This window comes from Paenibacillus cellulosilyticus (genome assembly GCF_003182255.1).
GTDB lineage: Bacteria > Bacillota > Bacilli > Paenibacillales > Paenibacillaceae > Paenibacillus_T > Paenibacillus_T cellulosilyticus.
Genome location: NZ_QGTQ01000001.1, coordinates 270,621 through 284,963 on the forward strand (window position 1 = coordinate 270,621; position 14,343 = coordinate 284,963).

General features: G+C 52.4%; 14 protein-coding genes. 6 read left to right on the top strand and 8 right to left on the bottom strand.

Annotated features, from left to right (window positions below; all coding sequences use genetic code 11):
• Positions 1-269: 269 nt before the first annotated feature.
• Positions 270-1,124, top strand: coding sequence for a sugar phosphate isomerase/epimerase family protein (locus DFQ01_RS01130; RefSeq protein ID WP_110042037.1), 855 nt, complete (start codon positions 270-272; stop codon positions 1,122-1,124).
• A gap of 72 nt (positions 1,125-1,196) precedes the next feature.
• On the opposite strand, the gene DFQ01_RS01135 is transcribed toward DFQ01_RS01130, so the two are convergent.
• Both DFQ01_RS01135 and DFQ01_RS01140 read right to left on the bottom strand, forming a co-directional pair.
• Complete coding sequence (locus DFQ01_RS01135) at positions 1,197-1,700, bottom strand: CcdC family protein (protein WP_110042038.1); 504 nt, start codon at positions 1,698-1,700, stop codon at positions 1,197-1,199.
• Between the two features lie 193 nt (positions 1,701-1,893).
• Positions 1,894-2,871: an ABC transporter substrate-binding protein gene (locus DFQ01_RS01140; RefSeq protein WP_110042039.1), complete on the bottom strand. Its 978-nt coding sequence runs from the start codon at positions 2,869-2,871 to the stop codon at positions 1,894-1,896.
• A gap of 240 nt (positions 2,872-3,111) precedes the next feature.
• On the opposite strand from DFQ01_RS01140, the gene DFQ01_RS01145 reads away from it, so the two are divergent.
• Together DFQ01_RS01145 and DFQ01_RS01150 are read left to right on the top strand one after the other, a co-directional pair.
• A complete protein-coding gene (locus DFQ01_RS01145) occupies positions 3,112-4,134 on the top strand; it encodes a FecCD family ABC transporter permease (protein WP_110042040.1) in 1,023 nt (340 codons plus the stop codon).
• A complete protein-coding gene (locus tag DFQ01_RS01150) occupies positions 4,121-5,122 on the top strand; it encodes a FecCD family ABC transporter permease (protein WP_110042041.1) in 1,002 nt (333 codons plus the stop codon). Before DFQ01_RS01145 ends, DFQ01_RS01150 begins: the two co-directional genes overlap by 14 nt.
• Before the next feature lie 86 nt (positions 5,123-5,208).
• On the opposite strand, the gene DFQ01_RS01155 is transcribed toward DFQ01_RS01150, so the two are convergent.
• From DFQ01_RS01155 to DFQ01_RS01170, 4 genes are all read right to left on the bottom strand, one after another.
• Positions 5,209-7,101, bottom strand: a complete 1,893-nt coding sequence (locus DFQ01_RS01155) for an S-layer homology domain-containing protein (RefSeq protein ID WP_110042042.1) — start codon at positions 7,099-7,101, stop codon at positions 5,209-5,211.
• A 318-nt stretch (positions 7,102-7,419) separates the two neighbouring features.
• On the bottom strand, positions 7,420-8,604 hold the full coding sequence (locus DFQ01_RS01160) for a catalase (protein WP_110042043.1): 1,185 nt from the start codon (positions 8,602-8,604) through the stop codon (positions 7,420-7,422).
• Between the two features lie 152 nt (positions 8,605-8,756).
• On the bottom strand, positions 8,757-9,518 hold the full coding sequence (locus tag DFQ01_RS01165; RefSeq protein ID WP_245946471.1) for a response regulator transcription factor: 762 nt from the start codon (positions 9,516-9,518) through the stop codon (positions 8,757-8,759).
• On the bottom strand, positions 9,488-9,886 hold the full coding sequence (locus tag DFQ01_RS01170; protein ID WP_110042044.1) for a Fur family transcriptional regulator: 399 nt from the start codon (positions 9,884-9,886) through the stop codon (positions 9,488-9,490). Before DFQ01_RS01170 ends, DFQ01_RS01165 begins: the two co-directional genes overlap by 31 nt.
• A gap of 108 nt (positions 9,887-9,994) precedes the next feature.
• Between DFQ01_RS01170 and DFQ01_RS01175 the strand changes: the two genes are divergently transcribed.
• Positions 9,995-10,498 carry a Crp/Fnr family transcriptional regulator gene (locus DFQ01_RS01175; protein WP_110042045.1) on the top strand — a complete coding sequence of 168 codons (504 nt, stop codon included), beginning with the start codon at positions 9,995-9,997 and terminating at the stop codon, positions 10,496-10,498.
• A 134-nt stretch (positions 10,499-10,632) separates the two neighbouring features.
• Here DFQ01_RS01175 and hmpA read toward each other — a convergent pair whose 3' ends face one another.
• Positions 10,633-11,853 carry an NO-inducible flavohemoprotein gene (hmpA, locus tag DFQ01_RS01180; protein WP_110042046.1) on the bottom strand — a complete coding sequence of 407 codons (1,221 nt, stop codon included), beginning with the start codon at positions 11,851-11,853 and terminating at the stop codon, positions 10,633-10,635.
• A gap of 312 nt (positions 11,854-12,165) precedes the next feature.
• On the opposite strand from hmpA, the gene DFQ01_RS01185 reads away from it, so the two are divergent.
• Positions 12,166-13,302 (top strand): PdaC/SigV domain-containing protein, encoded by a 1,137-nt coding sequence (locus DFQ01_RS01185; protein ID WP_110042047.1) that lies wholly within the window; start codon positions 12,166-12,168, stop codon positions 13,300-13,302.
• 85 nt (positions 13,303-13,387) lie between these two features.
• Here DFQ01_RS01185 and DFQ01_RS01190 read toward each other — a convergent pair whose 3' ends face one another.
• Positions 13,388-13,777, bottom strand: coding sequence for a helix-turn-helix domain-containing protein (locus tag DFQ01_RS01190; protein WP_110042048.1), 390 nt, complete (start codon positions 13,775-13,777; stop codon positions 13,388-13,390).
• Positions 13,778-13,959: 182 nt separating this feature from the next.
• Here DFQ01_RS01190 and DFQ01_RS01195 point away from each other — a divergent pair, with 182 nt between their 5' ends.
• Positions 13,960-14,229 carry a helix-turn-helix transcriptional regulator gene (locus DFQ01_RS01195; RefSeq protein WP_174812881.1) on the top strand — a complete coding sequence of 90 codons (270 nt, stop codon included), beginning with the start codon at positions 13,960-13,962 and terminating at the stop codon, positions 14,227-14,229.
• The last annotated feature ends 114 nt before the right edge of the window (positions 14,230-14,343 follow it).

A 14,343-nucleotide genomic window follows, 5' to 3' on the forward strand; every position in this document is an offset into this window, starting at 1 on the left:
TCACGCCCTCCTTTCAAGCCTATTTAACTAAATGTCTCACAATTAAATTGCATACAATCTATATGAGCTAAAGATACCACTCTGTCTTCCCGAAGTCAAATGTGTTTCCCTCCCAGCCTATACAAGCGTCAAAAGTATGATTCCAGCCCGCTCTATGTATGGTACAATGCAGACAGCATGTCACGATTGATCATGCCATTGACCGACCGGCTGAACATACGCAATCAAAATAAGCATCACACTGTTATGAACAGGGGGAAGCGTGACTCATGGGATTCGGAACTTTAGCACACACATTCGGATGTAAGCCGCTCGTTGAGCTGGCAGAAGAAGCGGGACGGTCGGGTATCGACTTCGTTCAGCTTGCATTGGCCAAAGCCATTGCGGACATCGACACCTCAACAGGTAATTTGAGCCCGGGCCTTGCCAATCATATTGGCGAGCAATTCGACCGCAATGGCGTTCGCATTGGCGTTCTCGGCTGCTACATCAATCCAATCGAGCCCGATTTGGCGCTGCGCCGCGCGGATATTGCCCGCTTCAAGGAACATATTCGGTTTGCGCGCGATTTTGGTACATCCATCGTTGCAACAGAAACCGGCAGACCGGACATCTGGAAGCAGCAGGCGGGAGACCGCTACTCAGAGGTCGCTTGGTCCGTCCTTCGCGATACGGTATCCGAGCTGGCAGAGGAAGCGGATCGTTGGGGAGTTACAATCGGTCTAGAGCCGGTTTGCGTTCACACGCTCGCATCGCCAGCGCATCTGCATCGACTGCTTGAAGAGGTCCCCTCCTCAACGCTTGGTGTCGTACTCGACCCATGCAATCTGATCTACGGTTCACTGGAGCTGTTCGAGCAACGCGCAGCCATCATCGATTCCGCATTCGAGCTGCTCGGCGATCACATTGTGCTCGCCCATGTGAAGGATCTCGACATCAGTCCGGACGGCAAAATCTCGGAGACCGTCATCGGGCATGGCTCCTATGACATCGCAAGCTTCATCCAACGCATGAACGCACGCAAGCCGCTCATCGACATGTCCATCGAGGCGCTGAAGCCAGAGACGGTAGCCGAGGCACTTGCCTACGCTCGCGCAGCAGCAAGCGGCACCGTAACGGTGTAACGATCTTATCCATAAATACAAAAAAGGCATTCTGCTCGAACGCGTAAAGCGCGGCAGAATGCCTTTTTCATATTAGGTCGATGCGGAAGTGGATGGTACGTCGTTCTTCAGCAGCTGTCGGTAACGGAGCATCATGGCAAGCCGCCACGGGACGAGCATACCAAACGCCAACAGGAAGAACAGCGCCCCTGTCTGCATAACGCTGACATGCCGCTCCACGACATCATGCATCGCGATGCGAACGATGAAAAGTCCGATAATGATATAAATAAACATGCGGGAGCGTCGCAAATAAATCTGCTCCCCGATTCGCTCGAAGTGCGACGTCGCGATAAGCGGCGGAGCGAACAGCAGCACACCTGCTGCCAGCGCGTACAGCGCCCATAGCAGCGGCACATGTGTTTGAGGTACAACAAACATAAGGAAGCCGGTCGACATGCCGAGCGGTGGAATTATTATTTTGCGCAAATTCGTTGGCTTATTCGAAGCCTTCATTCGAAGGGTTATAATCGCCACCCCTGCAATGATCGACATTGCCAGCGAACCGTATTGAAGCCAATGTGCTGATGAGAGCATTGCCTATCCTCCTAGCGCCTGCAGGCTGCTTCACGATTAAACAAGAATACCTTCATCGTACTTGAAAAGCTCGCGTATCGCAAGCGAGCGATGAGCCAGCATGAAAACGCAGTCAGCCCGATCAGAACCCCATCCAATGCGAATTAAAAAGACCAACCAGAACAGGCTGGTTGGCCTTCGATCATAATGCGGATTATTTGAAGTAAGTAACGAGCTCGTCGATCATCGTATTAGCGGAGATAATGCCGCCTGACGTGTTCCAGATCGCGTCATCGACTTGATGCACATTGTTGTTTTTCACCACGGACAGGTTCTTCCACAGCGGATCGTTCATCCACTCGTCGGCAACCTTCTGCGTCGTGTCAGAGCCGTCAGGATTGTACATGAAGTAGAACAGAATGTCGCCATCCATGTCTGGAATGCGATCCTTGTTCACGTCGTCAGCGAAGCCATCCTTCGACTGCGCTTCAGGGCGTGCAAATCCGAGCTTATCCAGGAGCATGCCCGAGAACGTCTCATTGTAGTAGATACGCGTCTTGTCTGGCATGAAGCGTACGACCGATACTTTCTGCTGCAGCTTGTCGCCAAGCGTCGTCTTCGCATCTGCAATTTTCTGATCGAAATCAGCCAGCAGCTTGTCGCCTTCTTCCTTCTTGTTCAACGCCTCTGCATACAGCTTGAAATTCGTCTGCCACTCGCCGCGCAGCGTCTCCGACATGACCGTTGGCGCGATTGCGCTCAGTTGGTCGTACACTTTCTCTTGGCGCAGTTTGTTACCGATGATAAGGTCCGGCTTCAGACTGGCAATCAGCTCGATATTCGGCTGCGATTCGCCGCCAAGCTCTTGGACGCCTTCCATCTGGTCTTTAATATGCGGATACCACGGGTCGCCTTCGTACGATTCCACTGCACCAACCGGCTTCACGCCCAATGCGAGCAGTGCCTCTGTACCTTCATTCGTCAGAACCACAACACGCAGCGGCGTACCCGTCAGCTTCGTTGTGCCCATTGCATGGGTAATCGTACGTTCTTCCTGCGAGGCGTTGCTCGTCTCGCCAGCCGCAGCCTCACCATCCGATTTATTATCCTTCGAGCCGCAGCCTGCAGCCACAATAGCGAATACGAGCAATAGCGCGAACATCCCGAGCCACGTTTTTCTCATGCTTTTCATTGTTTCTCTACCTTCCTTTTCTAGCTGCTCTGTATGTATGTACCCCGATCATGACAGCCCTCTTAATTGACAACGATTATCATCGTCAGCCATTAGTATAGTAGTACAGGTGCCAAAGGCTGTCAACAAAATATTGAAAATGATTCTCAGAATCATTGACGCTTGGTTCAACTATGCCTACAATTGAACAGAACCTTGCTAGCATGAATCGATATTTTTCTATATGGGAGTCACTACACCATGAATCATTATCTTAGAAGCAACGGACAGCGAATTGGCTTCTTGCTCCTATGCCTTGCTGTCATGCTCATGATTGCGGTTGTCAGCGTGCTGTTCAGCGGCAGCCATGCTTTTATGCCGTCTCAAATCGTGGATGCCTATCGTCACTTCGATGGCTCGAACGAACATTTGATTATTCGCAACGTACAAATGCCGCGCATGACTATCGCTGCCATTGTTGGCGCCAGTCTCGCGATAGCTGGTGCCTTCATGCAGGCGATGACCCGCAACCCGCTTGCATCCCCTTCGGTAATGGGAATCAACTCCGGTGCGGCGCTTGCCGTTGTCATCGCATTGTCCGTTGCAGGAAGCGTGTTCTCGAACACATCGCTCATCCTCATCGCCTTCGCCGGAGCCGCGATTACGGCAGCAGCCGTGTTCGCACTTGGTGCAGTCGGACGCAGCAATGGCGAGACGCCGATTCGCGTCACACTTGCAGGATCTGCTGTCGCTGCCTTCGCCTCGGCGTGGACGATGGGGATACTGCTCAAGCAGAACAAGATGCTCGACGATATTCTGCTCTGGATCGTCGGCTCCGTATCGGGTCGGGATCTGCACCATCTAACCGCTGTTCTGCCTTATACGATTATTGGCATCATCGGAGCGCTGCTCATGACGAAGTCGGTCAACGTGCTTAGCATGGGGGAGGAAACAGCTCGCAACCTTGGTCTGAAAATCGGGCTTGTCCGCGTCATTCTGACGGCGATTGTTGTCCTGCTCGCAGGATCATCGGTCGCCATTGCTGGTCCGATCGCATTCGTTGGTGTCATCATCCCGCACATTAGCCGTTTTCTCGTCGGTCACGACTATCGTTGGATTATCCCGTATTCGATCGTTCTCGGTGCAACACTGCTGGTGGCAGCTGATACGATCAGCCGGTTTATTATGCAGCCAGAAGAACTGCCTGTGGGGGTCGCAACCGCGTTGATCGGCGTTCCATTCTTCATCTATGTGGCCAGAAGGAGAAGCTATGCGCAATCTTAAATTCACATCGATTCTGCTCATCTTAGTTGTCGCAGCAGCGGCTGCCGTCGCGGTCTGTGTGGCGATTGGCAGCACCTATATTCCGATTGGCACTGCAGCGAAGACACTCCTTGGACTAGGGGATGAATCATCATCGCTTATTATTATTAAACTGCGGCTGCCACGTGTCCTTATGGCGGTACTGGTCGGTGCATCGCTCGCCGCTGCCGGCGCCATTCTACAAGCACTCGTGCGCAATCCGCTCGCTTCGCCTGATCTGGTCGGCATATCCGGCGGTGCAACGGTTGCCTCCATTCTTTTCTTAACGTTTGCTGCCGGCCAACTAAGCATTAAATGGATTCCGCTGTTCGCGATCCTCGGTGCGTTCATCACCGCAGCGATTAACTATGCGGCCGCATGGCGCAAAGGAATCTCGCCGCTGCGGTTCGTCCTTATCGGCATCTCTCTGGCAACAGCGATGAGTGCATTGACGACATTCGCGCTCAAGATCGGCCCGCCTTATATGGCAGCGCAAGCACTCGGCTGGATGACCGGTACCTTGTACGGCACCTCATGGATGCATGTCTGGACGCTGCTGCCTTGGGCGGCAGTGCTGCTCTTCGCAGCAATCTATCTATCGCGTTACTTGAACGTATTAGAGCTTGGCGACGAGCTCGCCGTCGGTATCGGTACACCGGTACAGCGCGTCCGGCTGCTCATGCTCGTCCTAAGCGTTGGCTTGACCGGCGCAGCCGTCGGCATGTCAGGCGGCATCGGCTTCATCGGTCTGATGGCACCGCATATTGCACGCCGACTCGTCGGCCCGAAATATGGTCGACTCATCCCTACCGCAGCGCTCGTTGGTGCGCTGCTGCTGCTTGCCGCCGATCTCGCGGGACGCACGCTGCTGCTGCCGAGCGACATTCCGGCCGGCGTCTTCACTGCCGCAATCGGCGCACCGTTCTTCCTCTACTTGCTGCTGTCTAAGCGCAAGGGGGCACAAAGTTAACGCTCGTCAACCTTAGAAAAAGGCGATCGCTCACCGGCACGAGTCCGGGCAGCGATCGCCTTTTTCACATTAGGATCAATCGATTGTTACACGTTCTTCTGCTTCTCAATCAAGTCGAATACGTTCTGCAGCAGCACGAAGGTCTGCTCATACGTCAGCTTGCCCTTTGGCGTAAACTGATTGCTGCCCGTGCCCTTCATAATCGTCAGCTCCGTTGCACGGTAGACGTTTTCCTTCGCCCACTTCGCGATTGCACGGTCGTCTGTGAAGGCAGCTACAGTTCTCGGTATGTCTTCCCATACGATCTCGTCCTTCCCCAGAATCCGTTGCGCCTGCTTATACACATTCAGCATGAGCGTTGCCGCTTGCTCACGTGTAATGGTGTTTGTTGGCGAGAACTTATTTTGTCCTGTGCCTTGAATAATGCCATTCAAGTTCGCCCATGTAATACGCCAATCATCCACGTCCTTGAACGGAGAATGACCGATTCCGATCTCCTCCGTATACAAGTATTGGCTCGTCGCTGTCTCCAGCATTTGAATCGCAAGCGCTGCGAAATCGTAGCGGGAGATTGGTGTCTGATACGAATGGTCGTGCGGCTTGTCGACAAGCCCGTTCGATTTGGCCAGCGCATAATCTTTCACCGCCCACTTGCTCACCTGCTCCGTTGCCGTTTTGTCTGCTACGACGATATTGACGCGATTGAGCATACCCGTGTAGCTGTCAACAGATACCCATGTGCTGCCCGGAGCAACCGCCTTAATGACGCCCGATGCATCAATTGCCGCAACGCTGGAATTGCCGCTCACATAGTCCACTCCATCCGTACGCGCACCCGACCGAGTACCAAGCTGCAGCGTCTCGCCTTTATGTAATTGAATCGTATAGCGCGCGATAGGAGAGGACAACAGATTGAAGAATGTCGTTTGGAATTGCACTTTAGCTGCTTGTCCCGCTGTATCGTACAAGCCCGTAATGGCAACTTTGAACGTATCGTCTTCACTGAATGCTCCAATATCGTCTGGACGGAAAATAACAGAGAAAGGAATGCCGTAACCGCTCGTCTCGACGCTGAAGTAATTGCCTGCTGTATCTTTATTACTCGAATCAAACTGCCACGTACGGCCGTCACGCTCACGAATGAGCGTCACTTTAATATCTTCCGTCCGCTTTCGGTCATACTTATCCGTATTGAGCGAAACGGACCAAGCGTCACGCGTCGCGAACAACTCCTGCGGGAAAAAGCCTGCCGACGGCCATGCGACATAATCGTAGCTGACCTCTGCTTTGTCGCGATCTTGATTAAGCGCATACATCGCTGCGAACGGTGAGCTGCTTCCTTTCGCATCTGGCGCCGAGTAGATCATCCCGAACATCGTCTTCGCCATAAGCGGATTCAGTATCCAGCGGCGATGGCCGACCGTGCCGATGTTTACTCCATCACTATCGGACATATAGCCAAGAACATGGTTATAGAATGTCTTGCTGCCTCTGATCAGATTGCTCCTCTGCGTGCCGACATTGCCTAGATCGAATAGAGATTGCTCCATATCCGCGGGCTTCTCCTGGCCATGCAGCAGCTGATTGTTCACTGCGCTTAGCAGCGCCGCTGCCTGCTCTTGCTCCTCAATTGACCAGTCCGCCTCAAGGTCGTCCGGCAGCCCCGCTAAGTAGCGGACGAAGTTGGCCGCTTTAATGCCATCCTCGATATATTCATGCTTAATGGATCCCTTTGCATATGGCGCGGTAAGCTGTGGTGTCGTCTCATAGATGTTGTCCGCGCTCATGTAGTTCCCATCAGTCCCAAGCGGCCGATATTGGAGCCACTTCTCTACAATAGCCTGCTTTGTCCTGCTGCCGCTCTCTTGCTGAACATTAACTGGCGAAGCATGCACCTCGGGTACTGCCACAGACCACGTGACAGACAATAAGACAAGCGTAAGCAGCAGCTTCCAAGGCTTGTTACTCCAAGCTTTCATAATCGGACAAACACCCTTTCTTCTCATTGTTGCAGGAATGCAAGCACGAATTCCGCTCCCTCAATTGGTATTTCATGAATAAGTACGAAGGAAATAGCAAAAAATCTCTCTTTTTTCAAAATAGCTACTATAGTCACATCTAACAATCATACCATCAATATATACACTACTAGTGCTAGGGTCTAAGCCATTCTTCCGTCAAAATCTGTAAACGCGAACATAAAAACCCCTGCCTGCCGCGATTGGTCCGCGAAGACAGAGGCTTATATTCATCCCATTCAATGCGCAATATCGCTCATACAATGGCTGTAAAAAGCTTTAGTTATCCCGGCCCAGGTCGATGCCAAGGCCAGCGGCAAGCCGCATTCCGATCCGTTCATCCGCGCGGTAGAAGTTGCATACAGCACGGAGCTGCGTCTGCTGCGGCACCTGTTTCAGCTCGCTGACCAGATTGTGTACGAGCCATTCCTGTTCGTTCTCTGGCAGGGAGCGGCAGCGTTCACCCGCCTGCGTGAAGTCGTCTATCATCGTTAATGGCTCTTGCTCTTGCTCGACTGCTTCATACTGCTGCCTTGCACTTCCTTCAGCCAATTCGATACCCGGAACAAGTGCGCTCGGAGAGTATATAGACCGCTCTACCTCTCCATAGTAGTTGATCGGATTGAGGTTGAGCGTCATCGTGCCTACTTTGACATACTGTCCTAGCTCCTCCGGCCAACGCTTGGTTGGATCCAACGGATCGAATAGGAGCTTGTCGGCTCCATCGGGCGTCAGCAGCTGCGCATACAGCTCCCACTGGGGGAACTCGCCGTTCTCGATTGCCGCGTACAGATCGCGCGTCGCGTGACTGAAATCGCGTGACTGCATCGCTGCCGCTTCATCCGGCGTGAAATAAGCTGTGCCCTGTTTCGACTTCCATCTATATTTGACAAAGGTAATGTTACCTTCTGCATTCATCCATTTGAACGTGTGGACACTATAGCCGTCCATCTGCCGATAGTTAGCTGGCGTGCCATCATTAGCGAACAACCAGGTCAACATATGCGTCGATTCAGGCGCCATAGTGAGCAAATCCCAGTAACGGGACGGCGTCTGCTCATTCGTATCTGGCGATGATTTCATCGCTTGAACAAGCTCCGAGTACTTCGCCGCATCGCGAACGAAGGCAACGGGCAAATGGCTGCCAACGATATCGCAGATGCCTTCCTGCGTATGCAGCTTCACCTCGAAGGCTCGAGGATCGCGAACCGTCTCTGGCGAGCCTTTGCCGTGGAAGACGGTAGAGAATCGAGCGAATAGAGGCGTCTCCTGCCCTGCTGTTTGGAGAAAATGTGCCTTGGTATAGGCCGCCATCGACTGCTCTGTAACGAATACGCCACGTGCACCTGCACCACGGGCATGGACATCGCGCTTCGGAATCCGTTCACGTCGTGACTGCATCAGCTGCTCGATCAGGTTATCGTTATCCGGCTGCCCTTGATCTGTGGTCAATCGTTCACTCATCCTATCGAAAACCCCTCTCATCTACAGTGCTAGAATTGCTATAGATTTAGACTCATTCTACCTCATATATATGAGTAGAGGGCGCACCTTCATGCGACGCATGTTGCTGCGATTGTTATAGGATGATGTAACGGCACAGAAGGACATCGGATTTATACATAAGTTGCGCTTTGTGCAACCGAAAAGGAAGCGGCAGGCCGCTCGTCCGCGAGACGATATCCAACTCCACGGACAGTCGCTACATATTTCGGGAACAACGCATTATCGCTCAGCTTCTTGCGAAGCGTCTTAATGTGTACATCCACCGTGTTGCTGCTGCCGAACAGGGCGCAGCCCCATATTTTCTCCGTTATTACTTCACGAGACAGAACACTGCCGCTAGCATGAATAAGGACAAGGAGCAAATCATATTCGGTACGCGTCAGTTTCAGCTCGCGGCCATCCCGATAAACCGCCATTCGGCCAGTATCAATCATCAAATCCTTGAATGTGCGGAGCGTCGCAATTGCGGAGCTCTCTGCGCTGCGTACAATGCGGCGCACATGCAGCAGCACCTCACTTGGGCTGCCCGGCCATACGAGCAGCTCTTCCGAAGTGCCTGCTGCCAAACAATGGGCAAGCGTCGACTCGGAGACGAGGAACAAGGTGCGGGCCACACCTTCTTGGACTGCGAATCGTCCAACTGATGCAATCGTCGCAGCCGTCGCTTTGTTCTCGGCGGACAGATCGTATATCATCATATCCGGGGCCAATTGCGCGATCAGCGCCTTCTCAGGACATTGATGCGTCATGAATACATCGAAGCCATCACCCATCAGTAATGCAGCTGTCTCCTGTACGCTGTGCGGTTGGCGGCTTACAATCATAATACGGCGGGGCTTCGTTATTTCGACGGATTGTTCAGTACGGAACACGTTGCACACACTCCTTCCAGCACCACGGATGCGTGATGCAGCTCATAATTGGTTTCCTGCGCAGCTTTGCCGAGCCATTCGGCCGGCAGCTCAATTGCGACTTCGTCGACACGTCCGCAGCGTGTGCAGACGACATGATGATGATCTTCCATTCTTGCGTCGTAGCGTGACGCGACCTCGCCAAGCTTCAGCTCCTTAACGAGTCCTGCCTCTGTTAAATAGCGAAGCGAATTATATACAGTGCCATATGCGAATGCATTGCCTTGTGCGCGAAGCCGATCCATGACATCGGCTGCCGTCGGGTGATCATGCGACTGCTGAAGTACTTCCAGTACCGCTTTACGCTGCATTGTCAGGTTCAATTTCATAAGGGTTCATCCTTTGCCAGCTTGCTTTCAATAACTATCTCTTTAGAATCATTATAAATTTAGAATTAGTTCAAGTCAATTCTATTCAGAGGGCGAGGAACATTTACCATGCTGCTTCATCGTAACGAAATTTTGTTCCGACAGGGGGAATCCGGACCCTTATATCGGCTGCACAGCGGCCTGCTGAAGATCGTCCGCGTGCAGGAGGATGGCCGTCAGCTTGTCCTTAATTTCATCGTGCCGGGCGAGGTCATTCCGCATCATTCCCTCATTTCACCGAAGGCTTACCACGCCACCGCAATTGCACTCATGACAAGCGAGATTGAGCTTATTCCAGCTGCAGAATGGTACGCTCGGGTCAACTCGGACACGGCGGCCGCGCTGGAGACGGCACGCCTGCTGCAAAGCCGGCTCCGCATGATGCAGGAACGAATTGACCAGCTTGCGCTCCAGAGCCCTGCCGAGAAGCTCGAAGCGTTCCGCAGCTGGATCGCCCGCTACCTGCCGCCGAACACGAGGCTGACCGATTTATTGACGCAGGAGGAGATCGGCCAATTTATCGCGCTGCGCCGCGAGACCGTGAACCGACTGCTGCGCGAGTCGCCGAATTGACGACTGCCTCCATTGCCCGTGAACTGTCGTATCTGCACCGCTTATTAGACTGTCCGAATGTTTCCAACTACAAACAAAGGGTGCCCCGCGGCTGATCACCGCAAGGCACCCTCGTTTGCATCTATCAATCCATCTTAAGATTCCAGTGTTCCAGCCGGACCGAAGAATTCGTAACGAATGCTTTCGTCTGCCACGCCATTTGCCTTCAGCGCCTGCACCATTGCGCGCATGAACGGCACTGGACCGCAAATATAGTAAACGGCGTCCTTCGGTGCCTCTTCCGCGAGATAGGCAGCATCAATGCGGCCTTCCCGATCAAATGCGCCTGCTGCACGATCAGTCTCACTTGGCTGCTCGTAGACGAAGCGTACCTTCGCAGCTTGCCCGATTCGACCAGCAGCAGCAAGCACTTCCTCGCGCAGAGCATGAACATTGCCATTCAATGCCGAATGAAGGAACGTTACCGACCGCTCGCCACCTTGCGTTGCGAGTGTATTCAGCATGCTGACCATCGGCGTAAGACCAACGCCGCCACTTAGCAGCACGACTGGGCGCGTGTCCTGCAGATCAAGCACGAACTCACCGGCTGGCGCGGACAGTTCCAGTACATCGCCCACCTTCACCGTCTCATGCAAATAATTGGATACTGCGCCATCCGGATGGTTGGATGTACCGTCCTCGCGTTTAACCGAAATCCGATAATACGGCTTCCCTGGTTCACACGACAGGCTGTATTGGCGAAGCATCGTATTTTTCGCGCCTGGGATATTGACCTTTACCGTTACATATTGACCCGGAATGAAAGATGAAATCGCTCCACCGTCCTCTGGTACCAGATAGAACGATGTAATAACATCCGACTCTACTTGCTTCCGATCAACGACGAACCTTCTGAAATCTTTCCAGCCGCCTTCTGCTCCCTCTGCTTCTGCATACATCTCTGCCTCGATGCTGATGAATGCATCGGCAATGAACCCGTACGCTTCGCCCCATGCTGCAATAATTTCTGGTGTTGCTGCATCGCCCAGCACCTCTTGGATGGCTGCGAGCAGATTCTCGCCAACAATCGGGTAATGCTCTGGCTTGATGCCTAAGCTTCTATGTTTATGCGCAATAAGTTTAACAGCCGGCAGAATGGCCCCTATATTATCAATATGAGCTGCGGCTGCATATACGGCATTCGCCAGCGCCTGCTGCTGGCGACCCTGCTTCTGATTCGCATGATTGAATATGTTGAGCAGCTCCGGATGACGAGCGAACATTCTGCTGTAGAAAGTTTTCGTGATTTCCAGGCCGTGCTCGGCCAACACCGGTACTGTCGATTTAATAATAGATACGGTTTGTGCGCTTAGCATTTCGAATCTCTCCTTCGAAAGTGACTTTTCTCATAACCTATTCGAAGTATACCCCTCTAACCGGTTCCCTAGTTGTGACTGCAATCACATCGATATTGAACATCCCGTGACAACTAACATGCTGCTTTTTCAAAAATAAAAATGTTTGTCTACTAGTAACAAAATGCAACCTTGCCCCGTCTATATATTTGACCGAATTACGAGCGGACAACCGCTTTTTTTTGCAACATAGCGAATGCTTTCGAAGCAAGTATTTTGCTTGCAAGGAAGTGTCTCTAGGATGAACCAAATTACTTTTAGGAGGACTTGCTAATGAAATCGCCTTTCCGCATGATTACGCTCGCAGCTGTTGGCTCCTGCCTTCTCGCCGCTGCCCCTCTATCCGCATTCGCAGAAACGGTCACTGCCGTGCCGATCTCGGCACCGATCTACGAAACAGCTGTGCCGATCTCAGCACCTGTAACAGCCGTTCCAATCTCGGCCATCTCGATCGAGAACGCTAGGGCGGTAACGGTAACGACGAAGCTGATTGAAGAGAACACCGACCTGCTCAGCGCGAAGCTGTCCATTCCGGTCATCAGCGGCCTGCAGGACACTGCGTATCAAGAGAAGCTGAACAGCGAGATTGAGAAGCAAGCGACAGATACGCTCGCGGAACTGAAGACACAAGCAGAGGAAGACAAGAAGTCCGCAGCAGAGAGCGGCTATGAATATCATCCGTATGAGATGATTGTAGAATATGAAGTGAAGTCTGACGGCAGCCAAGAAGCAGGCGGCATTTTCTCCATGACAACCTCGACTTATACGTACACGGGTGGCGCACATGGCGGTACGTTCGAGGCGGGCTACAATGTACTGAACGGTACGGAAGCGCAGGCCATTACACTGGAGCAGGCATTAGGCGAGGGCGGCTTTGCGAAGGCAGACAGTGCGGTTCGTTATCAGATTAAGCAGGATCCAGACCGTTTCTACACCGACATCCTCGACACGTTCACAGGGGTTACGGAAGACACCCAATACTACTACGAGAACGGGATTGTTCAGCTGGTGTTTCAACAATACGATGTGGCGCCTTATGCCGGCGGTATCGTCATCGTCCCTGTAACGGAACAACCAACGGCAGCTGCCTCATTCACGATCGATGCGGACAAACTTGCTGCCGGTCCGAAAGGTACAAAGCTTGTTCCATTGCGCCAAGCAGCTGAAGCGCTCGGCTTCAAGGTGGCATGGAATGGCACCACACACAGCGCAGAGTTATCACGTGGAGCACAATGGACCCAAGTGACCGTCGGCCAAAACAGCTACTTCTTCAATCGTGTTGCACCATTCGAGCTGAGCGCTGCGCCAACCATCGTAAAAGGCTCGCTCTATGTACCGCTTGATTTCTTCGATCAAGTGCTCAAGCTCAGCGTTTCTGAAGAGAACGGCACGGTTCAAATCACAGGCTAGTCTTCATTCGATCATCAAGATTAACTGCCATAACGAATAAGACCGTTTCATCCTGTGTCTGTACAATCAGTCAGGAGAAACGGTCTTATTCATCTTCGAGCGCCTTCTTCGTCTGCTCAGCAATGCGCATGAATGTTTTGAACGCCTTTGGCGTCAAATCTCGCTTGGCACGCAAAATAAACTGCACCTCGGGCTCATACAGTGAACTCTCTTCCTTCACTAGACCAGCATGCGGCGCGAAGCCTGCCAGCATGAGCAGTTCATTGGAATCGGCGCCCTCAAGCGCCTGCCCAAGAGCGATGATTGTATCACGGGAAGGAGAGAAGCGCCCCTTCTCAATCGAGCTTATGAATGAATAGCTAATGCCTGACCTCTCAGCCAAGTCACGAAGCGACAAGTTATTAGTTAGTCGCAGTAAGCGAATCGTTTGGCCAAGCTTCTCCTTGTCCGTCCATTCGCTGTGTTGGTTATCCATCGTTACGATCACCCAACATTATCTTACCTGTTTTGTTTTTCTAAACACAATGCATCCCACAAAACATGTGCCCCGACCCGAAACATTGTGTTGTCATTCAACACATTTTACTGTATATTATTATTATGGCAAAAAAGGGAAGTTCATTATTATAACTCATTACACTTTCGGCGGTGATTGGATTGACAGTTCGAGAACTTGTAATTGGTAATCGTATTTCTTACATTCGTAAGCATCGTGGCATAACACAGAAGCAGTTAGCCGACGCACTCGGCATTGATCGTGCCTCATTGTCACAGATTGAGACGGGACGATACTCGCCACGGGCGGAGACAATCCGTAAGCTGTCGGATTTCTTCCAGCTGCCAATCGGCGATCTGTTCTACAACCCGTCGCTTCCGGGCGACCGTGACCGGCTGAGCAGCTCACTGCCTCCGGCCGCACAGCAATAAGCATCAACACCGCACCTACATACGCATAGGAGATGAAACGGCGTGCGTCGTCCTTTTGACGGCACACGCCGTTTCTCGCCCCGTAGAAATCAACAAACAAAAAGCCGTCCGAAT